The following is a 25,792-nucleotide window of genomic DNA, read 5'->3' on the forward strand; positions in this document are numbered from 1 at the left end:
GGTTTGCCCGGCTACCGCGGAGGAGACTCTCCCCTACCCCCATCGTCACACCGCACCCAAGCGCCGTCACCGTCTCTTGGCAGGTTCCTGCTCAGCGGTCCAGCCCTCGGCCACCGACAGTGACCTACCGGCGTACTGCGCGTGTCTCAACGCTTCCGGAGGATCTCGCGGATCTTGGTCAGCGCCTCGGCGTATGCCGCTTCGCCGCCGCGCCGGGTCGGCTGGTAGTAGTCCACCTTGTCGACGACGTCCGGCGCGTACTGCTGGGCGACCACGCCGCGCGGATCGTTGTGCGAGTACTGGTACGACTTGCCGTGGCCGAGTTTCTTCGCGCCGGAGTAGTGCGCGTCGCGCAGATGGGACGGGACCGGGCCGACCTTGCCGGCCCGGACGTCGGCGATCGCGGCGTCGATGGCCATGATCACCGCGTTGGACTTGGGTGCCAGCGCGAGGGCGACGACGGCCTGCGCGAGGTTGATCCTCGCCTCGGGCATGCCGATCAGCTGAACCGCGTCGGCGGCTGCGACCGCGACGCCCAGGGCGGTCGGGTCACCCATCCCGATGTCCTCACTGGCCGAGATCACCAGCCGGCGGGCGATGAACCGCGGATCCTCACCGGCCTCGACCATCCGGGCCAGGTAGTGCATCGCGGCGTCGACATCGGAACCCCGGATCGACTTGATCAGCGCGGACGCGACGTCGTAGTGCTGGTCGCCGGCCCGGTCGTAGCGGACGGCGGCCCGGTCGACGGCGGTCTCCAGCGTCGCGAGATCGATCACCGCGATCTCGGCGCCGGGATCCTTGGCCCGCGCGCCACCGGCGGCAGCCTCGAGGTACGTGAGAGCTCGGCGCGCGTCACCGCCGGCCATCCGCAGCAGGTGATCCCTGGCGTCGTCCTCGAGCCGGTACGCGCCGTTCAGCCCACGCTCGTCGGTCAACGCACGGTCAAGCAGTACTGCGATGTCGTCGTCGGTCAGCGACTCCAGCGTGAGGAGCAGCGAGCGGGACAGCAGCGGGGAGATGACGGAGAAGAACGGGTTCTCGGTGGTCGCGGCGACCAGCGTCACCCAGCGGTTCTCCACACCTGGTAGGAGCGCGTCCTGCTGCGCCTTGGTGAATCGGTGGACCTCGTCGATGAACAGCACGGTCTCGACGGTGTTGCCCGGCCGGGCCAGGTCACGCCGGGCCCCGTCGATCACCTGCCGGACTTCCTTCACCCCAGCGGTGACCGCGGACAACTCCACGAACTTGCGATTGGTCGCATGCGAGACGACGGCCGCGATGGTCGTCTTCCCGGTGCCGGGCGGACCCCACAGGAGCAGCGACATCGGCTGGTCCCCCTCGACCAGCCGCCGCAACGGCGAACCAGGAGCCAGCAGATGCTGCTGCCCGACCAGCTCGTCCAGACTCCGCGGCCGCATCCGCACCGCCAGCGGCGCCGAGGTGTGGTCGGCATCAGCCAAACTCCCACCCCCACGACTGGAAGCAGGCGCACCCGGCAACTCGAACAACCCATCACTCACAACCCGACCCTAACCGCCCCCACGGACACCCGCCGTCCCGGGAGACGGCCGCCGTCCACCAGGAGTGGAGCGGAGGGGGTGGGCGCTTCAGGCCTTGGGGTTCTTCTGGTCTTCCGGGTCGTCCGCCTCGCGGAGTTCTTCGGGGAGGTCTTCGTCGTCGAGGTCTCGGAGTTCTTCGGGGAGGTCCTCGAAGGTTTCGGCGGGGATCTCTTCGGGCTGGGCGGCGGACTCCGGCTTGATGGCGTTGCGGAGGCGGCCGAGGATGCGGTCGGCCTCGGTGCCGAAGGGGTTGTCGTTGACCAGGTAGGTCCAGGTCGCCGTCGGGCGGGGTACGCCGGAGGCTTCCTCGTCCAGGCCGTCCGCGGTGATCTCGGCGTCCTTGAACGTCTCGGCGGCTTCCTTCCAGGAGTCCGTGATCAGCGTGTCGAAGGAGGCGATCGCCGACTTGTTGAACTCGTCGATCGGCTTGAGATGCACGATGCCACCGGCCAGCGAGCGCAGGTGGATGCCCTCGCGCAGGTCGGCCAGGTAGGCGAGGTGGTCGGTCCACTTGCGGTCCAGGTGGTGCAGCGCGATCTTGCGAGCCGCCGCCTTGACCGTCTCCTCGCCGTACTCCTCGACCAGTTCGTCGTACCGCTCCTTGGCCCGCTCCGCCAGCTCCTCGGCGGCCAGATCCTCGGTCAGCACCTTCTCGCGGGTGTCGAGCAGGATCGCCCGCTGCTGCCCGGTGAGCCGGTGGTACGACCAGGTAGTCCGGTGCAGTTCCGCGTTCGCGCCGTCGGCCACTCGCTGGGCGTGCTCCAGCATCGCGAGCGCCTTGCGGTCGGTCAGCCGTCCCTCGGCGTCCGGCGACGGTCGCAGGCCCGACGTCACGGAGTACCGGGTGACGAGTTCGTCCTCGAGGCTGGCGAAGAACAGCGAACCGCCGGGGTCGCCCTGACGGCCGGCGCGGCCGCGCAGCTGGTCGTCGAGCCGGCTGGACGCGTGCAGTCCGGTGCCGATCACGTAGAGCCCGCCGAGCTCGATCGCGCGGTCCTTGTCGTGCGACTCGTCCCGCCCACCGAGCCGGATGTCGGTACCGCGACCGGCCATCTGCGTCGACACGGTCACCGTCCCCGGCACACCCGCTTCGGCGATGATCGCGGCTTCCTCGGCGTCGTTCTTCGCGTTCAGTACGACGTGCGGCACCTCGGCCGCCTCGAGCATGTCGCTCAGCTGCTCGGACTCCTCGACGCTGTGCGTACCGATCAGAATCGGCCGGCCCGTCTCGTGCACCTCGGCGATGTGCTCGACCAGCGCCTTGTTCTTCTGCGCCGCGGTCAGGTAGAGCCGTTCCGGCTCGTCGACGCGAATGTTCGGCTTGTTGGGCGGGACGACCGCCACCTCGACCTTGTAGAACTCCTGCAACTGCTCGCCGACGACAACCGCCGTACCGGTCATGCCGCACAGGGTCGGGTAGCTGCTGACCAGTGCCTGCACGGTGATGCTGTCCAGCACCTCACCGGAGTCGCTGACCGGGACTGCTTCCTTGGCCTCGACCGCGGCCTGCAGACCGTCGGGCCAGCGCTGCAGCTTGGCGATCCGGCCGCGGTTGTTGTTGATCAGGCTGACCTTGCCGTCGCGGACCAGGTAGTCGACGTCGCGGCGCAGCAGCACCTCGGCGTGCAGGGCGACGTTGATCTGGGTCAGCCGGTCGAGGTGCTCGTCGTCGTACAGGTTGATGCCGCCGAGGTGCTCCTCGACCTTGTCGGTGCCCTTGTCGGTCAGCGCGACGGTCCGGCCGTCGCCGTCGATCTCGTAGTCGATCCCGGCCCGCAGCGTGCGGACCAGCGTGATCACGTCGTCGTCGAGTTCCTCGGTCCGGGTCGCGCCGGCCAGCACGAGCGGCACCCGAGCCTCGTCGATCAGCACCGAGTCGGCCTCGTCGACCAGCGCCACGTCGGGCTTGACGGTGACCCGGTCGGCGACGTCGTCGACCAGCCGGTCGCGCAGTACGTCGAAACCGAGCTCGCTGACCGGGGCGTAGCAGACGTCGGCCTGGTACGCCTCGCGGCGCTCGGCCGGGCTGGACGCCTGGCCGATGTAGCTGACCGAGACGCCGAGCAGCTTGTAGACCGGGCCCATCCACTCCGCGTCGCGACGGGCCAGGTAGTCGTTGACGGCCATCACCTGGACCCGCCGGCCGCCGATCGCGTACCCGGCGGCGGCGAACGCACCGGCCAGCGTCTTGCCCTCACCGGTCGCCATCTCGACGATCCGGCCCTGCAGCAGCGCGAGCGCGCCGACGATCTGGCCGTCGAAGGCCCGCTCGCCGATCGCCCGCTTGCCGGCCTCCCGGGCCAGGGCGAGGAACTCGATCTGGTCGCCCTCGTCCAGCCCGCCGGTGGTCCGCATCTCGGTGACGACCTCGGTGAGCTCGTCGTCGGTGAGTTCCTGGAGCGACTCCTCCGCGTCGCCGACCGCGGTGGTCAGCTTCTCGTACGGGCCGAGGTCGATCGAGCCGGGGCGCTGCAGCAGCCGGCGAAAGCGCGAGGTGAGTTTCATGGCCATGATCTCCGCAACGTACAGCCTGCGCAGGTCGTTCCGCTCACCGGCCCGGGCGTGTTGGGCAGCCTGGGGTCAGGGCTTCCACTCGTACGGCGTGGTGGTGGTGACCGCGTGCAGGCCGAGTTTCTGCAGGATCGGCCGGGAGTCCTCCGACGCGTCCACCCGGAGGAACTCGTACCCGCGCTCCTTCGCCATCTTCGCCCGGTGCACCAGGATCGCGCTGTACAGCCCCTGCCGCCGCCACTCCGGCAGCGTCCCGCCACCCCAGAGGCTGGCGAATCCCGTCCCCGGGTGGAACCGGATCCACGCCGCCGTCAGCGCCGGTCCCTCGGGCCCGCGCAGCGCGTCCTCGATCAGCGTGACCACCAGCCGATCAGGAAACATCCGGTACTCCGCCAGCAGCCGCTCCTCGATCCGCTCCAGCCCGTTGTTCCACAGCGAGTCCATCAGGACGGCGATCCGGTGGAAGTCGGCCGGCTCCTCCACGTCGCGCATCCGCACCTTCGACGGCAGCGCCGCCGGCCGGGCCAGGATCGCGTCGACCTCACCGAGGATCAGCGTCTCGGGGTCCTGTTTGACGAACCCCGCCCGGGTCAGCCGCTCGCCGAGATCCGCCGGCTCGTCGTACGCGTAGGTCTTCCACTCGAACTCCAGCCCGCGGTCGCGGAAGAAGTCGAGCTGCCGGGCGATCACCGCGTCCGGGTCGTCACCGAGGCCGCGCGGCGCCTCGACGAACCCGCCGCCGCCCTCGCCCTCGAAGTACGAGCGGTGGACCGGGCCGTCCACCTCCTGCTTCCAGCCGGGAATGGTGTCGGCGTCCGGTAGCCGGATGCGGCGGTGGAAGACGTCGAGAAGTTCTTCAGGTTTCATCATCGCTGCCCATCTTCGCCGCTGCGACGTCAACCGTCATCCCCTTTACCGCGTCTACCAACCAGAGCGCCCCACCAGTCACGGAAGGGAAGAGCGTCATGAGTAGGTTCAGCGTCAGTCGTCATCCCGTCCGCGGCATGCTCGCTGCCGCGGCGATCGCTACCCTCGCTACCGGCGCCGCGGTCGCCGTACCGGCGCAGGCGCGGACACAGGCCGCCGAACGGACCGCCAGCTGCGCGACCACCTGGGGTTCGTTGCCCGAGGCAAGCAGCAGGTGGAGCGCGGCCACGGTCAAGAACGTCCGTACCGGCAGGCATGGCTGCTACGACCGCCTCGTCGTCGACCTGACCGGCCGGCGAACCGGCTACCAGATCGGGTACGTCAAGGTCGCCACGATGGACGGCTCCGGCTTGCCGGTCCGCACTCGCGGCGGAGCCGTTCTCCAGATCGTCGTGCACGCAGCGGCGTACGACGCGGCCGGGCGGCCGACGTACCGGATGGCGAGCCAGCGGGAACTGTCGTCCGTCGGTGGGTACGACACCTTCCGCCAGGTCGCCTGGGGCGGCAGCTTCGAAGGCCAGACGACTGTGGCGCTCGGCGTCCGGGCCCGGCTGCCGTTCCGGGCTTTCACCCTCGCCGGTCCCGGCAACACGACCCGCCTCGTCGTCGACGTGGCGCACCACTGGTGAATTGACAACTTCGGCCCCCCTTGGTGCATCTAACTAGATGTCCTAAGGGGGGCATCGTGAAATGTATTCACACCATCCACATCCGCAAACCGATCCGCACCGCAGTCGCAGTGTTCGCACTCGCCGCAGTACCGGCGGGAGCCGTCGCTGTCCCGACGTACGCCGCCCCGACCACGACCACCACCGCTGCCGCCGGGTGCGCCACCGGCTGGGGATCATTGCCTGAGGCAAGCACCTGGCAAGGACCGGGACAGCTGACGAACGTCCGGACCGGCCGGCACCCGTGTTTCGACCGGATCGTCTTCGACGTCAAGGGAAAGCCGTCCTGGTACCGCGTGAACTACGTGCCGAACGTCTACACCGTCGGCGAGGGCAAGCTGATCCCGCTGCGCGGTGGCGCCAAGCTGCAGATCGTCCTGCTGGCACCGTCCTACGACGACGATGGTCGCCCCACCTACAAGCCGGCCGACTACGACGAGCTGACGAACGTCAGTGGCTACCGGACCTTCCGGCAGGTCGTGAGCGCGGGAAGCTTCGAAGGCGAGACCGTCATCGGTGTCGGCGTCCGCGCCCGGCTGCCGTTCCGCGTCTTCACCCTCACCGGATCGGGTACCGGCCGGATCGTGGTCGACGTCGCGCATACCTGGTGAGAACAGCTGGACCTGCCGCGGCGTGGCGGCAGGTCCAGCTTTCCAGTCAGAGAACGCGGTTGAGCAGATCGAAGAACGCGTTGCCCAGCAGGAGTTCGTACGGCTCGGTCAGCAGCTTGGCGAGTTCGGCGACATCGGTCGGCGTCCAGGACCAGGCGTTGATGGCACCCGCGATGAAGAGCGGCGTCTTGCCGTCCCACGCCGCGATGTGGGCATCGAGAGCCGCCTTGTACTCCGCGGCCTTGCCGGGTGGCGAGAAGTTGCCGATGACGGGGATGCCGCCGCGGCGTACTAGCAGATCGCCGGCTTCCCAGGACTGGATGATGCCTTTCACCGGGGTGTGTTTCGCATACCCACGACCGATCGCCTCGGAGAACGGGACCCACTTGTCGTTCTCGCGGTGGTTGTAGGCGTAGACGAGATCCATCCCGGTACTGCGCATGTAGCGGCCCGACAATTTGAAGTACGCGTCAAGCTGGTCGGCCGGCCAGGCGCCGGGGTAGGTGTAGCCCGCGCCGGACGGTCCGCAGATCAGCAGGTCGTTCTTGGTCGCGGTGCGTTGGTAGTGGCTCAGCAGAGCGGGTCCGATGTCTGCCAGCAGCGGGCTGACGGTCCAGTTGACCGGCGCCTCACCGCGGCGCGGGTCGTCCCACAGGTCGCGCATGTGCCGCTGGCAGTACTGCACGTTGTCGCCCTCACCGAAGGTCAGGGTCAGGTAGACCTTGTTCTTCGGCTGAACCTTGGTGAACTTCCTGATGCGATCCGAGATCGGCGCCGCCACACCGGAGTGCACGGTGCCGTTCATGTAGAAGTCCGCGGGCAGTACTTCGGAACCGCCCTGCGCGGCGAGGTCGACCCCACTCCACTCCCCCGCGACGTCGTTCGAGAACCACCCGGCGTACGGCGTGGTCGGTCCCACCTTGTCGAAGTGCTCGCGGAGCAGCTCACCAGTCGGGCCGTTCGGCGGGAGCCAGCTGACCAGCGCCTTCGTCGCCACGACGTAGTCACGGAAGTAGGGGAACGGCTCCACCCGGGTAGGCGCGGTGTCGGTGACGGTGACGAGGTACTGGTTCCACATCTCCACGGTCACGACGAGCGAGGTCGTCCCGGCCGGCGGGGTGAACTTGTAGATGAAGTACCCGCCACCGTCGCTGAACCGGTTGCCCTCACCGCCGATCGAGGAGTTGAGACCGTCGAACAGGTACGGCTCCTCGGCCGCCGTCCCGGGCCGGAAGTTGGCGATCTCGGCACCGTTGGCCTTGACCGACACCGAGACCACCGACGGACCCCAGCCGTCGTCGCCGAAGGAGTCCTGGAAGCGGACGTAGACCGACTCCTTCCCGAGCCCCGCGGAGACGTCGAGCGGGTAGCTGGCCCGGTTCGAGGAGTCGCGGATCTGCCGGGTCTCCCGCGCGATCTCCTTCCAGGTAAGACCTTCGGCCTGCACGACCATCGTCGGCGGCAGCCCGGCGAGCAGTTGCCGGCTGCAGCGCGGGAAGAGATGCTCCAGCTGCCAGCGGTAGGTCTTCAACCGATCGTCGTCGAACTTGCCCCGCAGGTCCTGTACTACGCGGAGTCCGTGTGCCTTGGCCTGCGCGGCGTCCGCGACCACCGCGTTCTCCAGCCCGGCCAGCGTCGTGGCGACGTTGAGCGAGTCCGGCACCTCCGGGTCGTGGATGATCGCCCCGCGAATCCGATGCCGGTACTTCGCGACCAGCGCCAACGGATCGGCGTACCGGGTGGTCGGCAGCTTCATGTCGGCAAGCCAGCGAGCGTCGACGCCTTGCGGACCGCCATCGGCGTACAGGAAATAGAGCTCCGGCGTACTGCGATTGACGATGCCCTGCAAGGTGGTCAGCAGGGTCTGATCACCACCGCTGAGCTTGCTCACATCGCCGTAGTGCAGATGTTTCGGTCTTCCGAATGCCGGCAACAACCTCCGGCCTTCGGTGGTACTCCGCGCGGCGGCCGCCGGCAGCCCGGGCAGTAGCCCGAACCCACCCGCCGCCATGACTCCGCTACCCGCCAGGAACGTCCGTCTCGACACCATCGTGACCACTCCCCTGTCGCTGACATCGCTGTCAAATCACCGGGAGATTAGCCACCATCGCAGGCCGTGTCGAGACCTCAGACAACGTTGTCCGCAAATTGCTTGGAATCGTTTCCGTCTCACCAGGCTTCGGAGAGGATCCTGCTCGCCTCGGAGAGGCTCAGGCCGGCTCGGCGGGCAGCACGAGCAAGCATCGTTGCCGCGGCTCGGGTTTCTTCGTCGTCGACCTGGCTGCGGGAGGCGAGCACGAAGGTGCCGTTGCGGCCTCTGGTTTCGATCAGGCGATCGGCTTCCAGTTCCTTGTAGGCCCGGGCCACCGTGTTGACCGCCAGCCCGAGGTCGCCGGCCAGTTGACGCACGGTCGGCAGGCGCGTTCCTTGCGCCAGTTCGCCTCGGCGGATCAGCTGTTCGATCTGCTGCTTGACCTGCTCGTACGGCGGCCGGGATGCGGCCGGGTCCACCGAGATGATCATCCGATCGCCCGCTGCGACCGCCGCAGCCCCCACTTGCCCGACCCTGACAACTGCGCTCCTACCAGCACCGCGATCCCCCCACAGAACAAGCCGTAGCTGAGCGGCTCGACGAACGACGGCAGACCGGACGGCAGGTCGGCCGCCACGATGGTGGCGCCGCCGAGGAACCAGCAGGCCCACATCATCGTCTGGCTCAGCTCCCGCAGCGTAGCCGCCCGCAGCGCCTCCGCCCAGCGCAGCTCGGATTCTCCGCTCGCCGACTGGCTGAGCGCAAGCACCTTCCGCTGCAGGACATGGGCGATCCCACAGATCAGCAGACCCGCCACCCCGGCGCCGACCAGGGCCCAGCCGATCCTCGGTTCGTCCTGTCCGGTCAGCACCAGGACGCCGACTGCCGCGGTGGCGAGCGGCAGCACCAGTTCGCCGTACTGCGCGACGATCTCGGGCCAGAGCAGATAGTCCCGGAGCCGGCGTGGTCCCAGCCTGGCCAGCCGGGGGCCTTCGCGGCGAGCGGCACGGACCGCGCGGAAGTGGAACACGCAGGTCGCGACCGCCACTCCGAAGGTCCCGATCAGCCCACTCCAGAGCAGCCCGATGATCGGCGAACCCTGCGACGCGAACGCGCCGAGAGCGAGGATGCCACCCAGCCACGCGCCGATGACGGCCCCCGCCTGTCGCTGCTCGAACCGCCGTGCGGCCGCCTGGACCAGCTCGGTCTCGTTCGGCAGCCCTGCTTGGACCAGGTCATAGGCCTCCGCCAGCCCCGCCTCCGCCCGTCGCCGCCAGACCAGCACCGCTCCGATCGTGAGGCCGATCGCCACCCCCGTGAAGATCACCATCCGGACCCGCTCCCCTCGTCGACTCTTTGTGCCAATTGTATTGATACAAAGAGTGATGTCAAGGAGGGCTACTGGAAGTCGGCGTGGGTGTAGGGCTTCTGTTCGACCAGGACGAGCCAGTTGCCGGAGTTGTCGCGGAGTACCGCCTCGACGCCGTACGGGCGGTCGGACGGCTCCTGGATGTACTCGACGCCCTTGGCAACCAACTCGGCGAAGGTCTTGTGGCAGTCGTCGGTGTTGACGCCGAAGCCGTGCATCGAGCCCTTCGCCATGATCCGGCGGATCGACTCGGCCGACTCCTCGTCCATCGGCGGGCCGGGCAGCATCAGGGCCAACTCGAGCTCCGGATGGTCGGCCTGGTGCACGGTGCACCAGCGGAAGTCCGGGCTCAGGGTGATGTCCTCACCCACCACGAAGCCCAGCTTGTCGGTGTAGAAGGCCTTGGCCTCGTCGATGTCGTTCACATAGACGGTGACCAGGCTGACGTTCTTGATCACGGTTCCTCCTCGTCGCAGCGGTCGCGATCGGCGCGGATCGCTGGCTTCGACGCTACGGCGAGGACGGACCCGCTGGCTTCTCCGGGATTGCCGAGTTCAGCCCGAGCATGAAGACGAAGCAGCCCGGGATGCGGGCGCCCGGCTGGGTCCGCTGGTACTCCGACGGGCTCATCCCGACCAGCTCGGTGAACCGCTGGGAGAACGACCCGAGGCTGCTGTAGCCGACCAGTTGGCAGACCTCGGTGACGGTCAGGTTGGTGGCGCGTAAGAGGTCGGTGGCTCGCTCGATCCGCCGGCGGGCGACGTACTGCATCGGAGTCTCGCCGTACTCCGCGGCGAAACAGCGCAGGAAGTGGTACTTCGAAAGACCCGCCGCCGCGGCCAGCGCGGTCAGGTCGAGCGGCTCGGCATAGGCGCGATCGGCGAGATCCCGGGCCTGCCGCAACCCAGGCAAGAGGTCAACCGGCACGGCCGCCTTGGTCATGGCCGGAGGGTTGAGAGGAGGGTGGTGGTGAGGAGGGCGGGGGCGTCTTCAGAGACGAGGCGGCCGGCGTCGACCTCGTCGGCGGCCGCGTGCAGGATCGCGTAGAAGGCTGCCGCCAGCCAGTCCACCGGCTGGTCGGTGCGGAAGTCACCCGTCGCACGCCCCCGCTCGATCAACCGGCCGACGTGCTGGAAGGCGGCGTCGTGCTGCCGCCGCAACGCCTCCGGGCCGATCTCGGCGAGTGCGATGGTCCGCACCCGCCGATGCCGGTCCAGGATCGGCCACGACTCCCGGACCAGCCGTGCCAGCGCTTCCGGCGGCGGCTGCTCGTCGAGCGCGAGGGCCGTCAGTACTTCGTCCGTGTGCGCGATGGCCCGCCGCAGTACCTCCTCCAGCAACACCTCACGCGAGGGGAAGTGCGAGTAGAGGGTGACCCGGCCGATACCGGACGCACTGGCCACCTCGCTCATCGACGGCAGCGCGCCTTGCGCCATCAGCTCGTGGGTACTGCGCAGGATCGTCTCGATGTTCCGCTCGGCGTCGGCCCTGCGCTTCGGAGTGGAGGTCGGCACAGCTACACCCTACGAGCCTTCAGTGCCCATGTCCGTGTCCATGGCCGTGCCCATGCCCGGCTACCGCGACAGCCTTGCCACCCGGGACGAGTACCAGCGCGACGGCTCCGGACACAGCCGCGGCAACAGCGCAGGCGGCGTACCCGGCAGCAAAGCCGTCCGTACCGCTCACTACCGGACCAGCCAGGCTGGCAGCCGCCACAGTCGACATCACCGCGACTCCGATGCTGCCGCCGAGCTCATGGAAGGTAGTGACGACACCCGACGCCACCCCGGCCTCAGCGCTGGGCACGTTGGCCAACGTCGTACTCGTAGCGGTTACGAAGACTGGCCCGATCCCGAACGCCGCCAGCAGGAACCCAGGCAGTACTCCGGTCCAGATGCTCTCCCCCAGTTGAGTCAGCAGGGCCGCGCCGATCGCTGTCACCACGAAGCTCCCTGCAGCGACAGCACGCCCACCGAAGCGCCCCATGAGGTGTCCCCCGACCTGTGCGCCCGCAGTGATCGCCAGAGCCACCGGCAGGAACACCAGCCCCGTCTCGAGCGCGCTGTAGCCACGGACCTCCTGCAGGAGCGGCGAGGTCAGGAAGAACAGGCCAAGCAGCAGCCCTGTCGCCACCAGCATCAGGAACATCCCCGACACCACCGGCCGACGGCTCATAGTGCGCAGATCCATCAACGGCAGGGCCGTCTTGGCCTCAACCACCAGGAACAGCCCGTACGCCGCCGCTGCCGCCAGCAGGGTGCCCACAGTGCTGGCACTCCCCCAGCCGGCCTCACCCGCGTTGACCAGCCCATAGATCAGCAGACCCGTCGCCGCGGTCACCAGCAGCGCCCCCGGTACGTCGATCGACCTCTGCCCCGCACCGTACTGATCCGGGACCAGACGAGGCAGCAACACCAGCCCTGCCACACCGATCGGCACGTTGACGAAGAACACCCACTGCCAGCCGGGCCCGGCCGTCAGCAGCCCACCCAGCAGCACGCCGGCCGCGGCCCCCGCCCCACCGATGGCTGCCCAGACCCCTAGCGCGCGACTGCGATCTTTATCGTGAAAGGTCGTCGTGATGATCGACAGCGCCGCCGGCGAGAGCAGCGCAGCGCCCAGCCCTTGAGCGGCCCGGCCTCCGATCAGGAGCGCACCAGATCCCGCCAGGCCGGCCGCAGCCGACGCCGCCGTGAAGATCACCAGACCGATCAGCAACGTCCGCCGCGCACCGAACAGATCGGCCAGCCGCCCGCCGAGGATCATCAGCCCGCCGAACACCAGCGTGTACGTCGTCACCACCCAGGTGAGCGCCTCCCGCCCGAGCCCGAGGTCGCTCCCGATACTCGGCAACGCGATCTGCACGACGGTGATGTCGACCACCAGCATGAACTGCACGAACGCGAGCAGCCCGAGCACCAGCCATTTGCTTCGCCGCATCTCTCCACTTCCTTAAACTGAACACTGCTGTATAGTTTATGAAGAAGAGCGTGCCACGGCGAGCAACTTTCGGCAAGAGCCGAATCCTGGGAGCAAGCGACCGAGTGAGGAGCGAGCACCGTCCCGACGTCCCGGGCGACAGGGCGCGCTCGGTGGCAACCCGGCAGGGCGGTCCGGACCCTGTTAGGTATGAGTGTGATCTCGAGCCGGCCGGACAAGCCGCCTCCTGCCCCGGCGCCTGAGTCGCCCGACCAGGAGTTGTGGGACGCCTTGCGCCGCTGCGAACCGTCGGCGCTCGGTGAGCTGTTCAGCAGGTACTCCGGTGTCGTCCACGCCTACGCGGTTCGTCATACCGGCTCCTATGCGCTGGCCGACGACGCGGTGCAGGCGACCTTCATCACCGCGTGGCGGCAGTTCAGCCGATCCGATCCGGGACCACTGCAGCACGACAGCGCGCGGGCCTGGCTGCTCGCCATCGCGCGCAACGAGCTCCGCAACACCACGCGAGCCAAACGGAGACTGGCGCAGTTCGTCAGTCGTCAGCCGACGCCGCCGCACCACCCGGACCACGCGGAGGCAGTCGCCGCGCGGCTGGATTCGGAGCGGCGGATCCTGGCCGTACGGGCCGCACTGAAACGGCTGCCGGCCCACGAGCGCGAAACCGTCGAACTCGTCTACTGGGCGGAACTGCCGCTCGCCGAGGCGGCCGTAGTACTGGGGGTGGCCGAGGGGACCGTGAAAGCCCGGCTCTCCCGCGCCCGGCGCCGGCTGCCCGCCCTGCTCGAGGAAACCGGAATGGAGGAGACCGGATGAATATCACCACCCCACCGCCGGTCGAGGACCTCGACCCGGAGTACGCCGAACAGCTCCGCACCCACTTGGTGAAGACGGCGCAGCAGAGTCAGCGCAGGTGGTCCCCTTGGGTTCCCGTGGTCGCGGCGGCCTGCGGGATTGCCCTGATCACCACCGCGGTCGTAGTACTGGCCGAGCCGGGAGGCGGGCCGCCGGCCGCCGGCGTTTCGACGCCGACCTCCTCGCCGACCTCCTCGCCGAGCCCGCGGGAGGCGCAGAAGGTGTCGCCGGGGAAGTCGCCGCGGGTGTCGCTCGATCTCGGCCCTGCCTCGCCTGAGGAGGCGAGGCAGAACGCGCGAAGATGCCTCAGCCAGCCGACGGGCGGCAACGGGCCGCCCAACACGGCGGCCGCTGCGGACGGCGACACGGCGACGGTGCACCAGGCGCGGTGGATGAAGACCCTTCCTGGGGAAGGCGGAAAGGTGCAGCCCACCAAGGACCGGGTCCTCGTGCAGTCGCTGACCACCGTGAAGGGAGTCTGGGCGCAGTGCATCGACTCGGAGCTCTACGAGGTGTTCGATCCCGCGCTGGCGGGCATCCCGTTCGAGAAGAGTGCGTCGATCAATGCCGCGGATGCGGTCATCGGGCAGTGGCGGTACAAAGAGCTGCCCGACGGCGCCCCGACGCTGCTCTTCGCCAGCTACCGCTTCTCTGCCATGCCGTCGGTGGTCAGCCTCGAGGTCCGGATCCGGTGGACCGGCGGAGCCTCGCCCTGGTACGGCGTACCGGTGGCCGGCGGCACCGGGTACGCCGTGGCGTCGCAGGCCGGGGCGGTCAACAAGAAGCGGGAAACGGAGATCGACATCCGGGCGTTCGACAAGAGCGGCCGGCAGATCTTCAGCGATATCGAGTACGGGTAGGCGCGGAGCCGGCCGGACACCTCGGGGGCGTCCGGCCGGCTTGCCTCGGTTGAGGAGGGGTCAGCCGAGGCCGCCGCCTTCCTTGGCGAGGGCGTCGAACTGCTGCTTGCTGAGCTTGCTGGTGTCGCCGTTGAGGGCGGTCGGACGGGTGCAGATGATGCCGCCTGGGACCGAACCGGTGAGGTAGCGGATCGCGTTCTTGAAGGAGTCGCAACGGCGCTGGTCTTCAGTACCGGCCGGGTAGCCGATAGCTGCGTTGACTTTGCCCATGTGCAGGGCGTCCGCGTACGGGTTGATGCTGCGGGCAACCGTCCAGTACCAGCGGGCGATCGGCGCGCTCCACTGCAGCGACCGGGCCAGTTCGGGGTTGCCGAGCAGGTCGATACCGAAGTACCGGCCTGCTGGTCCGTAGTTGAAGTCGCCGGTGAGCTGGATGTAGCCGCGACCGCCGTACAGCCTCGTGTCTCCGATCTCGCGGATGTTGTACTCCAAGCGCGACTCGTGCACCAGCGTCGCCAGGAAGGCTGCCTTGCGGTACGCCGTGTTGATGTTCGCGTCACGCATCGCCTGGTTGAGCGACGGGAGCCCGGTCTGGACCAGCGACGGGTTGGCGATCCGGCTGCCGAACATCGCCTGGACGTCGGCCAGTTTGATGTCGGCGGGCGGGTTGGGATTGGGCGGACAGTCCGGTACGCCGGGGAGCTTGGTGGCCGTCGTGTCGATGTAGCCGACGGTCGCGTAGCCGCCGTGGGCCGGGAGGTGAGCCCACCAGGTGGTCGCAGCCCGGCCCGGCACGGTGACCGAGTCGCCGGAACGCTGACAGTCGACCTCGACGGAGGTGGGACCGGCGAGGACCTTGATCACCGAGGCGGACAGGTAGGCGTCGGAGCGGATGTTCAGGTTGGTGGCGGTGGTCCGGAAAGTGGCGGCGTGCGCCGGAGCGGTTGCGAGCACACTGCCCGCGACCACGACGGCCAACGCCAGCACAGAGGAAAGAACGCGCTTGACCATGACAACTCCTGGGGCGGTAGGAGAATGCGAAGCGGCGACTTTCTACCAACAAACAGTCACCACATCGTCACTTTCCCACCGCTCCACGACAGTTGCTCAAGTACACAACGCCCGCGACCCTGAGGGGCCGCGGGGCGTTGGTGGAGTTTCTGGAACCTACTCCTTCGGTTCAGGCTTGGCGTCTACGCCGGCTTCCTTGCGTTGGGCGGGGGTGATGGGGGCGGGCGCCGACGTCAGCGGGTCGAAGCCGCCGCCGGACTTCGGGAAGGCGATCACGTCGCGGATCGAGTCCGCGCCGGCCAGCAGGGCGGTGATCCGGTCCCAGCCGAACGCGATGCCGCCGTGCGGCGGGGCGCCGAACTTGAACGCGTCGAGCAGGAAGCCGAACTTCTCGGTCGCCTCCTCGTCGCTCAGCCCCATCACCTTGAACACGCGCTTCTGCACGTCCTCGCGGTGGATACGGATCGACCCACCACCGATCTCGTTGCCGTTGCAGACGATGTCGTACGCGTACGCCAGCGCCGACCCAGGATCGGTGTCGAACGTCTCCAGCGAGTCCGGCTTCGGCGAGGTGAACGCGTGGTGCACCGCCGTCCACGCACCCGACCCGACCGCGACATCACCAGCAGCGGTCGCGTCGTCGGCCGGCTCGAACAGCGGCGCGTCGACGACCCACACGAACGACCAGGCCGACTCGTCGATCAGCCCACCGCGACGGCCGATCTCCAGCCGCGCCGCACCCAGCAGCGCCCGCGACGACTTGACTGCACCGGCGGCGAAGAAGATGCAGTCGCCCGGCTTCGCACCGACGTGGTCGGCCAGCCCGGCGCGCTCCTCCTCGGACAGGTTCTTGGCGACCGGTCCGCCCAGCTCGCCGTCCTGGCCGACCAGCACGTACGCCAGCCCGCGAGCACCGCGCTGCTTGGCCCACTCCTGCCACGCGTCCAGCTGCTTGCGCGGCTGGTCGGCGCCACCCGGCATCACCACGGCACCGACGTACTGCGCCTGGAAGACCCGGAACGGCGTGTTCTTGAAGTACTCCGTGCACTCGACCAGCTCGAGCCCCATCCGCAGGTCGGGCTTGTCGCTGCCGAACCGGGCCATCGCCTCGGCGTACGTCATCCGCCGGATCGGCGTCTGCACCTCGTGCCCGGCGAGCTTCCACAGCTCGACCAGGATCTCCTCGGACAGCGCGATGATGTCGTCCTGGTCGACGAAGCTCATCTCGACGTCGAGCTGGGTGAACTCCGGCTGCCGGTCGGCGCGGAAGTCCTCGTCGCGGTAGCAGCGCGCGATCTGGTAGTACCGCTCCATCCCGGCCACCATCAGCAACTGCTTGAACAGCTGCGGCGACTGCGGCAGCGCGTACCACGAGCCCGGCTGCAGACGGGCCGGGACCAGGAAGTCCCGCGCACCTTCCGGCGTCGACTTCGTCAGCGTCGGCGTCTCGATCTCCACGAAGTCGTGCTTGGCCAGCACATCGCGGGCAGCCTTGTTGACCTTGCTGCGCAGCCGAAGCGCCGCGCCCGGGCCCTGCCTGCGCAGGTCGAGGTACCGGTACTTCAGCCGGACCTCTTCGTTCACCGGCGTCGCGTGGTGCTCCTCGACCGGGAACGGCAGCGGCGCTGCTTCGCTCAGCACCTCGATCTCCTCGGTGATGATCTCGATCTCACCGGTCGGCAGGTCCGGGTTCGCGTTGCCCTCGGGGCGCGCCGCGACGGTGCCGACGATCTTCAGGCAGTACTCCGAGCGCAGCCCGTGCGCGGCGGCCTCGTCCCGGATGACCACCTGGACGGTGCCGCTGGAGTCGCGCAGGTCGATGAACGCCACGCCGCCGTGATCGCGCCGCCGCGCCACCCAGCCCGCCAACGTGACGGTCTGTCCGGTGTGCTCGGCCCGCAGGGAGCCGGCGGAATGGGTACGGATCACGAGTTCTCCTGAGGGGTTTCGAGCTGCGGTGTTTCGAGCTGCGGTGTTTCGATGCTGGGTCGTACGTCTTGCGCGGGCGGCGTCCAGGTGGCCGGGTCAGCCGCCACCTGCTCGCCACTGCGGATGTCCTTCACTTCAGCGCCACTGTCGGTGCTGAACCACACGAACGGGATGCCGCGGCGATCGGCGTACTTGATCTGCTTGCCGAACTTCGCCGCCGCGGGCGCCACCTCGACCGGGATCCCCCGGCCACGCAGCGCGGCCGCGGTGCGCATCGCCTCGGACCGCTCGTCTTCGTTGTTCAAGGCAACCAGTACGGCGGTCGGCGTACTGCGGGAGCCCTTCACCAGCCCGTGGCTGAACAGCCGGGTGATGAGCCGGGACACCCCGATCGAGATGCCGACACCGGGGTACGTCGTCTTGCCGTCGCTGGCCAGCGAGTCGTAGCGGCCGCCCGAGCAGATCGATCCGTACGACTCGTGACCGATCAACTGGGTCTCGTAGACGGTGCCGGTGTAGTAGTCGAGGCCGCGGGCGATCTTCAGATCCGCGACCAGCAGACCCGGGGCGTGCTCGTTGGCGGCGGTCATGATGGCGGCCAGCCGCTCGAGGCCCTCGTCGAGGATCTCGTGCTGGACGCCGAGCGCACGCACCTGCTCGACGAACGACGCGTCGGTGGCGGAGATCTCGGCCAGCCGGAGCACCTGCTTCGCGGTCTCGGCCGACAGCGCCGGGCCACTCTCAGCGGTCAGCAGCTGGGTCACCTTGTCCGGGCCGATCTTGTCCAGCTTGTCGACGATCCGCAGTACGGCGGCGACGTCCTCGATGCCCAGGCCGCGGTAGAAGCCCTCCGGGATCTGCCGGTTGTTGACCTGGATCCGGAACGGCGGGATCGGCAGTTTGCTGAACGCGTCCGCGATGACGAGCGGCAACTCCACCTCGTAGTGGAACGGCAGCGTGCCGTCGCCGACGATGTCGATGTCGGCCTGGGTGAACTCGCGGTACCGGCCCTCCTGCGGGCGCTCGCCCCGCCAGACCTTCTGGATCTGGTAGCGCCGGAACGGGAACGCCAGCTTGCCCGAGTTCTCCAGCACGTACCGGGCGAACGGCACCGTCAGGTCGAAGTGCAGGCCGAGATCCGACTTCTCCTCGGCCGGAGCACCGAGCCGGCGTACGGCGTAGATCTCCTTGTCCGCGTCCTCCCCCTGGTTCGACAGCCGCTCGACCGGCTCGACGGCGCGCGTCTCGATCGAGGCGAAGCCGTGCAGCTCGAACGTCTCCCGGATCACGTCGAGAAACTGCTGCTCGACGATCCGGTCCGACGGGAGGAACTCGGGAAACCCACTGATAGGGGTTACCTTGCTCATTTTCTTATGTCTCCAGGTCCTGCAAGTAAGGGTTGGTCGCCTTTTCCCGGCCGATCGTGGTCTGGCCGCCATGACCCGGCAGGACGACGATCTCGTCGCGCATCGGCAGGATCTTGGTGGCCAACGTATGCAGCATGGTGGGATGGTCGCCGCCGGGCAGATCCGTCCGGCCGATCGACCCGGCGAACAGGACGTCACCGGAGAACAGCACCGCGGGCACCTCTTCAGGACCCAGGTACGGCGTGGTGAAGGTGACCGAGCCGCGGGTGTGACCCGGCGTGTGGTCGACCGTGAACTTCAGCCCCGCGAGCTCGAGCTGCTGACCGTCCTTGAGCTCCTGGACGTCGTCCGGCTCGGCGAAGGAGTGGTCACCGCCGAGCAGCATCCGCGCGCTCTCCGGGCTGATCCCGGCCATCGGGTCGGCCAGCAGGTGCCGGTCGTCGGGGTGGATCCAGGCGGTGCTGTCGTAGGCTCCGCAGACCGGGAGTACGGAGAACATGTGGTCGATGTGCCCGTGCGTGAGCAGCACGGCGACCGGCTTCAGCTTGTTTTCCGCGACCACCTGCTCGACTCCGCCGGTGGCGTCCATTCCGGGGTCGATGACGATGCATTCCGCGCCCTGGCCGGTGGCGACGACGTAGCAGTTCGTACCCCACGGACCCGCGGGGAACCCGGCGATGAGCACGGCAGACCTTCCTGGAGCGGTTAGGGACCAGTCAAGGCTACCGGTGACGGTGTACGGAGTACGAACCGGATGAACCCGCCGATCGCCGGTTGCTCTTTCTCTGCCCGATTGTGATGGCAACCCCGTTGCGTAGTGGCCGGGAGTTTGTGATTGTTCAGTGATACGCGTGGGGACAGTTCCCGACGCGCCCAGACGGACCCTGTTCGCCCGGATGAACCGGGAACTGACCAGAATGGGCACGAGCGCAGTACATACCGCCGGAAGGGGCGAGTTGTGGCCGAGGAAAGCTGGGGCCGGGTAGCCGAGGACGGAACGGTCTTCGTTCGGACCAAGGACGGGGAGAGAGCGGTCGGCCAGTGGCCGGACGCGAACCCTGAGGAGGCACTCGCCTTCTACACCCGCCGGTACGACGCCCTGGCGTTCGAGGTGGACCTGCTGGAGAAGCGGGTCCAGGCGGGCACCGTCTCGCCCGACGACGCGCGGGCCGCGGTGAAGAAGGTGTCCACCGCGATCGACGAGGCCCAGGCCGTCGGCGACCTGGACGGCCTGCGGACCCGGCTGGAGGCGCTCACCCCGCTGGTCGCCCAGCAGCGCGAGAAGAAGAAGGCCGAACGCGCGGCGAAGGTCGAGGAGGCCCGCGAGGCCAAGACCAAGATCGCCACCGAGGCCGAGACGATCGCCGCCGGCACCGACTGGCGGCACGGCGTCACCCGGCTGCGCGAACTGCTGGACGAGTGGAAGGCCCTCCCCCGGCTGGACAAGTCGAGCGACGACGAGTTGTGGCATCGTTTCTCGTCCGCCCGTACTACGTACACGCGGCACCGCAAGCAGCACTTCGCCGAGCTGTCCTCCAAGCGGGACGAGGCCGCCGTGGTGAAGGAGCGTCTGGCCGCCGAGGCCGAGGCGCTGTCGACGTCGACCGACTGGGGCCCGACCTCGGGCCGCTTCCGCGACTTGATGCGGCAGTGGAAGGCCGCCGGGCCGGCTCCGCGCGAGGTCGACGACAAGCTGTGGGCGCGGTTCCGCAGCGCCCAGGACGCGTTCTTCGGCGCGCGCGACGCAGTACAGGCCGAGGAGAACGAGGAGCAGGTCGCGAACCTGGCCGCCAAGGAAGCGCTGCTGGTCGAGATCGAAGGCATCCTCCCGGTCGAGGACCCGAAGGCCGCCCGCGAGCAGCTACGCGTCCTGCTGGACCGCTGGGACGCGATCGGCAAGGTCCCGCGCGACTCGATGCGCTCCATCGACGCCCGCCTGCGCGCGGTCGAGCAGGCGGTCAAGTCAGCCGAGGACGAGGTCTGGAACCGCAGCAACCCCGAGGCCCGAGCCCGCGCCGAAGCCACCGTCAAGCAACTCCAGTCCCTGATCTCCGACCTGGAAAAACAAGCCGCCAAACACGAGGCCCAGGGCAACACCCGCAAAGCAACCGAAGCCCGCGAGGCCATAGCCGCCCGCCGAGAATGGCTAACCCAAGCCCAAAACGCCCTGAACGACTTCAGCTGACCCAGGCCCAGACGCGCTGAACGATTTCAGCTGACCCAGTCCTGTGGACAACTGAAAGCACAGGGTGTCCCTCATCGGACATCCTGTGCCGATGTCTTTCCCACCGTTCTTCGGCGGGTTGCCTTTCACTGGGCGCCAGGCCGGGAAGAAGCTGAACTGGCTGCTCGCCGCCGGTGAGATCCGCCAGTTGCTGACCGGCGTGTACGTCGCCGTCGACATGCCCGACACGAGCGAACTCCGGGCCGCCGCGGCCGCTCTGGTGATTCCGCCAAATGCAGTCGCCTGCGGTGAGACGGCCGCCTGGCTCCACGGCATCCCCACCACGGCGCTCAGTCCGGCCGACACCGTCCCTCTCCGCTGGAAGAACACGCCGACCGATGTCGTGGAGCTCGCTGGGGTGAAGGTCGTCAGTCCGATCGCGACGGGCGTCGAACTGGCCCTGCATTTGCCCCGACCGTTCGCGCTGTCGGCGGTCGACGCGCTCCTCCGCTCCGGCCGAGCCGACCGCGCCGCTCTGGAAGCCGTCCTGGACGACTACGCGGGCCACCGGGGTGAACTGCAGGCCCGCCAGATCTTCAAGTACGCCGACGGCCGCGCCGAGTCCCCTGGCGAGTCCTGGCTACGTTTGCGGTTGATCGATGCCGGCTTCGGGCGACCGGAGTTGCAAGTACGGATCAAGACGGCGAAGCGGGAGTGCCGGGTCGATCTGGGCTATCCGGAGCCGGTGGACGGGCGGCGGCTTGGGTTGGAGTACGACTCCGATCGCTGGCATTCACGGGATCGCCAGAAAGCACGAGACGGAGAGCGCCGCGCCGACTTGGCGGACGCCGGTTGGCACATCATCTCGGTACAGCGCACCGACGTCTGGGGGTCCTACCCGGCGTTGGAGCTCGCGGTGGGTGAGTTCTTGTGTCAGTGGCCTCGGTTACCTCGGCGGTGGTGAGGGTGGGGTGGCTAGGCGGGCTAGGTCGGGCATGGTGTGGAGGACTGGGGTGTTGGGTGGGATGGGGTGTTTGTCGGTGTCGTCGCTGGTGAAGAGGGCGGTTTGGAGGCCTAAGGCTTGCGCTGGGAGGAGGTTGGGGCCGCGGTCGTCGATGAAAAGGATTGTCGATGGGTCGGCGTTCAGGTCGTGGAGAACGGCGTTGTACGCCTGGGGATCGGGTTTGCGGACACCTAGGTCTGCGCTGACGTACCAGTGCTTGATGTAGCGGTCGAGGCCGAAGCGGCGGCGGAGGATGGCGGACCACTCTGCGGTGTCGTTGGTGAGGCAGGCCAGCGTCAGGCCGGCTGACGTGAGGTGGTCGAGGAGCGGGATGAGGCCGGGGGTGGTTTCGTGCGCTGTGCAGTACTCCGCGTCGCTCGCGGTGTCCGGTACTCCGAGGATGTCCCACAGCTCGGCGGTCTTGATCTCGCCGCGGGTGCAGGCGTGGTACGTCGCGAGGATGGTGGCTGGAGACTCTTGGCAGCCTTTGCTTCTCAGGTATGGCGCGAGGAGGTTCTTCACGACGTTGCCGTGGCGGTACAGCACTCCCATCGCGTCCAGGACAACGGTGGTTGGCTGGTCAGGTCGGTCCATTCCCTCGCCCCTAAGGGCGGTAGCCGGCGTGGATGTGGTCGTGGTGGGTTTGGTCGGAGAAGTAGGTGGCTCCGGGGAGTTGGTACGGGCCGCCTACGTTGTGGGAGCCGGTGGCGGCGGTGGCTCGCATGTAGTTGGTAATGAGGGTGCGAGGGGTGGACGGGTCGACGACGGCGCGGCCGTTGATCTGCCAGGTGTCGAACGCGCGGCCGCGGGGGTGGTCGCTGGGGCGGTTGGTACCGAAGACGTTCAGCGGGTGACCGGAGCGGATCACGCTGATGCCCAGGCGGTAGGTCTCGGAGAGGGTGAGCATCGCGGTCAGGACGGTGTCTTCGATGGTTCCCGAGCGGATGTCGGCAGCTGAGGCGGGCGGGAGAATGATGCGCTCGCTGGCCAGCACCTGCCGCGCGGCGGCGGAAAGCTGAGTCGTCGCCTTGCCTGGCTTCGCGGGATACATGGCCGTCACTCGCCAGGTGTTGGCTGATCTGGCGAGTCGTACGTCGACGGTGGTGCCGCCGGTGATTAGCTTGCCGTTGGCAACGGTGTGCTGACGGCACGGCACGAGCACACTCGCGGTTGAAGCCAGCAGTCCGCCGTACTGCGCGTCGATCACCTCAACGACCGAGTTGGGCCGACTCAGCAGCTTCTCGACCGCTAGGACAGCCACGAGCTTCGCCTGCGGCTGGATCTGACCACGGCCAGGCCGCCACGGCCGGACCGCCGGTAGAACCGGAGCCGGCGACGCCGAGGTTGGCGGCGAAGCCCCCGGCGTCGGCCCCACCGACGCCGGACCACCCGGGGTGGCGGTGCCGGGCCCGCCCGGAGTGCTGGGGCCGCCTGGCGTGCCGGAGCCGCCGGGCCCACCGGGTGTGCCCAGGCTGCCGGGAGAGCCTGGGGTAGTGGGCGACGTGCTCTCGGGTGAGCTGCAGGCTGTTAGGGCTCCTGCGCCGAGTAGTAGCAGGCCGCGGCGGGTTAGCTGCGGCCTGTTGTTGTGGGACCCGTTACTGGGTGACTCGGTAGACGTCGAAGACGCCTTCTACTGAGCGGACGGCCTTCAGGACGTGACCCAGGTGGGTCGGGTCGCCCATCTCGAAGGTGAAGCGGGACTTGGCGATCCGGTCGCGTGTCGTCGTCAGCGCCGCCGACAGGATGTTCACGTGGTAGTCCGAGAGGACTCGCGTGATGTCCGAGAGCAGGCGAGCCCGGTCGAGCGCCTCGACTTGGATGGCGACCAAGAAGACGGACTGCGCGGTGGGCGCCCACTCGACCTCGACGATGCGTTCCGGTTGGGTCTGCAGGTTCTCCACGTTGGCGCAGTCGGCGCGGTGCACCGAGACGCCCGCACCGCGGGTGACCCAGCCGATGATCTCGTCGCCCGGCACCGGCGTACAGCACCGGGCCAGCTTCGAGAGCACGTCCGTCGCGCCCTTCACGATGACACCGGCGTCACCACGAGCGGTCCGCTTGCGGCGCTCCCGCGTGGCCGGCAACCGCAGGCCCTCGGCGAGATCCTCCGCCGCACCCTCTTCGCCGCCATACGTCTCGATCAGCCGCCGTACGACGGCTTGCGCGCTCACGTGGCTCTCCCCGACCGCGGCGTACAGGCCGGTCACGTCGGGGTAGCGCAGCGAGTTGGCGACCGCGGTCAGCGTTTCGTGCGAGAGCAGGCGCTGCAGCGGCAGGCCCTCCTTGCGCAGCTGCTTGGCGATCGCGTCCTTGCCGTGCTCGATCGCCTCGTCGCGGCGCTCCTTGGAGAACCAGTGCTTGATCTTGTTCCGTGCGCGCGGGCTCTTGACGAACATCAGCCAGTCGCGCGACGGCCCGGCACCCTGCGCCTTCGAGGTGAACACCTCGACCACGTCGCCGTTCTCGAGCGTGCTCTCCAACGGCACCAGCCGCCCGTTGACCCGGGCGCCGATACAGCGATGCCCGACCTCGGTGTGGATCGCGTAGGCGAAGTCGACCGGCGACGAACCGGTCGGCAGCGACATCACGTCACCGCGCGGAGTGAAGACGTAGACCTCGGAGTTGTTGATCTCGAATCGCAGCGAGTCGAGGAACTCCGACGGGTCGGAGGTCTCCCGCTGCCAGTCGACCAGCTGCCGGACCCAGGGCATGTCGTTCGGGGCGCCGATCTCGGTGGTCGGCGGCGCGCCCACCTCCGGAGCCGGCGCGTTCGGGTCCTCCTTGTACTTCCAGTGCGCGGCGATGCCGTACTCCGCGCGCCGGTGCATCGAGAAGGACCGGATCTGCAGCTCCACCGGCTTGCCCTGCGGGCCGATCACGGTGGTGTGCAGCGACTGGTACATGTTGAACTTCGGCATCGCGATGTAGTCCTTGAACCGGCCGGGCACCGGGTTCCACCGCGCGTGCAGGACGCCCAGCGCGGCGTAACAGTCGCGGACCGACTCGACCAGGACCCGGATGCCGACCAGGTCGTAGATGTCGCCGAACTCGCGGCCGCGGACGATCATCTTCTGGTAGATCGAGTAGTAGTGCTTCGGCCGGCCGGTGACGGTCGCCTTCACCTTGGCGGCGCGCAGGTCCTCGTGCACCTGGTCGATCACCGAGGCGAGGTACTCGTCGCGGGACGGCGCGCGCTCGGCGACCAGCCGGACGATCTCGTCGTACACCTTCGGGTGCAGGGTCGAGAAGGACAGGTCCTCGAGCTCCCACTTGATCGTGTTCATACCGAGCCGGTGCGCCAGCGGAGCGTAGATCTCCAGCGTCTCGCGGGCGATCCGCTCCTGCTTCTCCTGCCGCAGGAAGCCCAGCGTGCGCATGTTGTGCAGCCGGTCGGCGAGCTTGATCACCAGCACCCGGATGTCCTTGGCCATCGCGACGACCATCTTGCGGATCGTCTCGGCCTGCGCGGACTCGCCGTACTTGACCTTGTCCAGCTTGGTGACGCCGTCGACCAGCATGGCGATCTCTTCGCTGAAGTCCTTGGTCAGCTCTTCGATCGTGTAGTCGGTGTCCTCGACGGTGTCGTGCAGCAGCGCCGCACACAGCGTCGGGGCGGTCATACCGAGCTCGGCCAGGATCGTCGCCACCGCGAGCGGGTGGGTGATGTAGGCGTCACCGCTCTTGCGCAGCTGGCCGGTGTGGTGCTTCTCGGCCGTCCGGTAGGCGCGCTCGATGATCGCCAGGTCGGCCTTGGGGTGGGTCGCCCGGACCACCCGGAAGAGCGGCTCGAGCATCGGCGCCCGGTTTGGGTGGCGGGTGCCACCGAGGCGGGCCAGCCGGGCGCGAACCCGGGCCGGCGCGATCCTTGGCGGCTGCGCCGAAGGCGGTGCGGCGGCTGGAGACGGCGAAGGACTGGCCACCGGGCGGCCCGCGGGCGCGCGTGGAGGCTCGTGCGGTACCACGTCAGGAACCGCTGAAGTCATCGC

At 68.5% G+C, this 25,792-nt stretch carries 23 protein-coding genes; 6 read left to right on the forward strand and 17 right to left on the reverse strand.

The features are described from left to right. Positions 1 to 146: 146 nt before the first annotated feature. The 3 genes from ACQPYM_RS25815 to ACQPYM_RS25825 all read right to left on the reverse strand — a co-directional run bounded on the left by ACQPYM_RS25815 (position 147) and on the right by ACQPYM_RS25825 (position 4,943). Positions 147 to 1,523: a replication-associated recombination protein A gene (locus ACQPYM_RS25815; RefSeq protein WP_433004872.1), complete on the reverse strand. Its 1,377-nt coding sequence runs from the start codon at positions 1,521 to 1,523 to the stop codon at positions 147 to 149. An 87-nt stretch (positions 1,524 to 1,610) separates the two neighbouring features. Next, entirely contained in the window at positions 1,611 to 4,067 is a 2,457-nt protein-coding gene (gene secA2, locus ACQPYM_RS25820) for an accessory Sec system translocase SecA2 (RefSeq protein WP_433004875.1), read from the reverse strand. A 75-nt stretch (positions 4,068 to 4,142) separates the two neighbouring features. After that, positions 4,143 to 4,943 (reverse strand): GNAT family N-acetyltransferase, encoded by an 801-nt coding sequence (locus ACQPYM_RS25825; protein ID WP_433004878.1) that lies wholly within the window; start codon positions 4,941 to 4,943, stop codon positions 4,143 to 4,145. 95 nt (positions 4,944 to 5,038) lie between these two features. Here ACQPYM_RS25825 and ACQPYM_RS25830 point away from each other — a divergent pair, with 95 nt between their 5' ends. Together ACQPYM_RS25830 and ACQPYM_RS25835 are read left to right on the forward strand one after the other, a co-directional pair. After that, positions 5,039 to 5,629, forward strand: coding sequence for an AMIN-like domain-containing (lipo)protein (locus ACQPYM_RS25830; protein WP_433004881.1), 591 nt, complete (start codon positions 5,039 to 5,041; stop codon positions 5,627 to 5,629). Between the two features lie 56 nt (positions 5,630 to 5,685). After that, a complete protein-coding gene (locus ACQPYM_RS25835) occupies positions 5,686 to 6,279 on the forward strand; it encodes an AMIN-like domain-containing (lipo)protein (protein ID WP_433004884.1) in 594 nt (197 codons plus the stop codon). 46 nt (positions 6,280 to 6,325) lie between these two features. Here ACQPYM_RS25835 and ACQPYM_RS25840 read toward each other — a convergent pair whose 3' ends face one another. The 7 genes from ACQPYM_RS25840 to ACQPYM_RS25870 form a co-directional block, all read right to left on the reverse strand. After that, complete coding sequence (locus ACQPYM_RS25840; protein WP_433004887.1) at positions 6,326 to 8,329, reverse strand: GxGYxYP domain-containing protein; 2,004 nt, start codon at positions 8,327 to 8,329, stop codon at positions 6,326 to 6,328. A 119-nt stretch (positions 8,330 to 8,448) separates the two neighbouring features. Continuing rightward, entirely contained in the window at positions 8,449 to 8,802 is a 354-nt protein-coding gene (locus ACQPYM_RS25845; RefSeq protein WP_433004890.1) for a GntR family transcriptional regulator, read from the reverse strand. Beyond that, the gene (locus tag ACQPYM_RS25850) at positions 8,799 to 9,641 is read right to left on the reverse strand and encodes a hypothetical protein (RefSeq protein ID WP_433004893.1); all 843 of its coding nucleotides are present in this window, start codon (positions 9,639 to 9,641) and stop codon (positions 8,799 to 8,801) included. The genes ACQPYM_RS25845 and ACQPYM_RS25850 overlap by 4 nt, the downstream gene beginning before the upstream one ends. Positions 9,642 to 9,709: 68 nt before the next feature. Beyond that, the gene (locus tag ACQPYM_RS25855; protein ID WP_433004896.1) at positions 9,710 to 10,138 is read right to left on the reverse strand and encodes a VOC family protein; all 429 of its coding nucleotides are present in this window, start codon (positions 10,136 to 10,138) and stop codon (positions 9,710 to 9,712) included. A 52-nt stretch (positions 10,139 to 10,190) separates the two neighbouring features. Further along, complete coding sequence (locus ACQPYM_RS25860) at positions 10,191 to 10,622, reverse strand: helix-turn-helix transcriptional regulator (RefSeq protein WP_433004899.1); 432 nt, start codon at positions 10,620 to 10,622, stop codon at positions 10,191 to 10,193. After that, complete coding sequence (locus ACQPYM_RS25865; protein ID WP_433004902.1) at positions 10,619 to 11,194, reverse strand: TetR/AcrR family transcriptional regulator; 576 nt, start codon at positions 11,192 to 11,194, stop codon at positions 10,619 to 10,621. Before ACQPYM_RS25865 ends, ACQPYM_RS25860 begins: the two co-directional genes overlap by 4 nt. 19 nt (positions 11,195 to 11,213) lie before the next feature. Beyond that, positions 11,214 to 12,620 (reverse strand): MFS transporter, encoded by a 1,407-nt coding sequence (locus ACQPYM_RS25870; protein ID WP_433004905.1) that lies wholly within the window; start codon positions 12,618 to 12,620, stop codon positions 11,214 to 11,216. Between the two features lie 189 nt (positions 12,621 to 12,809). Between ACQPYM_RS25870 and ACQPYM_RS25875 the strand changes: the two genes are divergently transcribed. Further along, positions 12,810 to 13,433 (forward strand): RNA polymerase sigma factor, encoded by a 624-nt coding sequence (locus ACQPYM_RS25875; RefSeq protein ID WP_433004908.1) that lies wholly within the window; start codon positions 12,810 to 12,812, stop codon positions 13,431 to 13,433. Then, positions 13,430 to 14,332: a hypothetical protein gene (locus ACQPYM_RS25880; RefSeq protein WP_433004911.1), complete on the forward strand. Its 903-nt coding sequence runs from the start codon at positions 13,430 to 13,432 to the stop codon at positions 14,330 to 14,332. The genes ACQPYM_RS25875 and ACQPYM_RS25880 overlap by 4 nt, the downstream gene beginning before the upstream one ends. A gap of 60 nt (positions 14,333 to 14,392) precedes the next feature. Here the strand turns inward: ACQPYM_RS25880 and ACQPYM_RS25885 are convergent, their stop codons facing one another. From ACQPYM_RS25885 to ACQPYM_RS25900, 4 genes are all read right to left on the reverse strand, one after another. Further along, the gene (locus tag ACQPYM_RS25885; protein WP_433004914.1) at positions 14,393 to 15,343 is read right to left on the reverse strand and encodes a glycoside hydrolase family 19 protein; all 951 of its coding nucleotides are present in this window, start codon (positions 15,341 to 15,343) and stop codon (positions 14,393 to 14,395) included. A gap of 156 nt (positions 15,344 to 15,499) precedes the next feature. Continuing rightward, a complete protein-coding gene (gene aspS, locus ACQPYM_RS25890; RefSeq protein ID WP_433004917.1) occupies positions 15,500 to 17,272 on the reverse strand; it encodes an aspartate--tRNA ligase in 1,773 nt (590 codons plus the stop codon). Further along, positions 17,269 to 18,639, reverse strand: coding sequence for a histidine--tRNA ligase (hisS, locus tag ACQPYM_RS25895; protein WP_433004920.1), 1,371 nt, complete (start codon positions 18,637 to 18,639; stop codon positions 17,269 to 17,271). Before hisS ends, aspS begins: the two co-directional genes overlap by 4 nt. 4 nt (positions 18,640 to 18,643) lie before the next feature. Continuing rightward, positions 18,644 to 19,324 carry an MBL fold metallo-hydrolase gene (locus tag ACQPYM_RS25900; protein ID WP_433004923.1) on the reverse strand — a complete coding sequence of 227 codons (681 nt, stop codon included), beginning with the start codon at positions 19,322 to 19,324 and terminating at the stop codon, positions 18,644 to 18,646. Between the two features lie 273 nt (positions 19,325 to 19,597). On the opposite strand from ACQPYM_RS25900, the gene ACQPYM_RS25905 reads away from it, so the two are divergent. Then, the gene (locus ACQPYM_RS25905; protein ID WP_433004926.1) at positions 19,598 to 20,824 is read left to right on the forward strand and encodes a DUF349 domain-containing protein; all 1,227 of its coding nucleotides are present in this window, start codon (positions 19,598 to 19,600) and stop codon (positions 20,822 to 20,824) included. Between the two features lie 91 nt (positions 20,825 to 20,915). Then, entirely contained in the window at positions 20,916 to 21,767 is an 852-nt protein-coding gene (locus tag ACQPYM_RS25910) for a hypothetical protein (protein WP_433004929.1), read from the forward strand. Here the strand turns inward: ACQPYM_RS25910 and ACQPYM_RS25915 are convergent. The 3 genes from ACQPYM_RS25915 to ACQPYM_RS25925 form a co-directional block, all read right to left on the reverse strand. Continuing rightward, positions 21,750 to 22,400 (reverse strand): HAD family hydrolase, encoded by a 651-nt coding sequence (locus tag ACQPYM_RS25915; RefSeq protein ID WP_433004932.1) that lies wholly within the window; start codon positions 22,398 to 22,400, stop codon positions 21,750 to 21,752. The genes ACQPYM_RS25910 and ACQPYM_RS25915 overlap by 18 nt on opposite strands. 10 nt (positions 22,401 to 22,410) lie before the next feature. Beyond that, positions 22,411 to 23,067, reverse strand: a complete 657-nt coding sequence (locus ACQPYM_RS25920) for a hypothetical protein (RefSeq protein WP_433004935.1) — start codon at positions 23,065 to 23,067, stop codon at positions 22,411 to 22,413. Positions 23,068 to 23,401: 334 nt separating this feature from the next. Then, positions 23,402 to 25,789, reverse strand: a complete 2,388-nt coding sequence (locus ACQPYM_RS25925; RefSeq protein WP_433004938.1) for a RelA/SpoT family protein — start codon at positions 25,787 to 25,789, stop codon at positions 23,402 to 23,404. Positions 25,790 to 25,792 lie beyond the last annotated feature (3 nt).

Source organism: Kribbella sp. CA-294648 (assembly GCF_050943845.1).
Lineage (GTDB): Bacteria > Actinomycetota > Actinomycetes > Propionibacteriales > Kribbellaceae > Kribbella.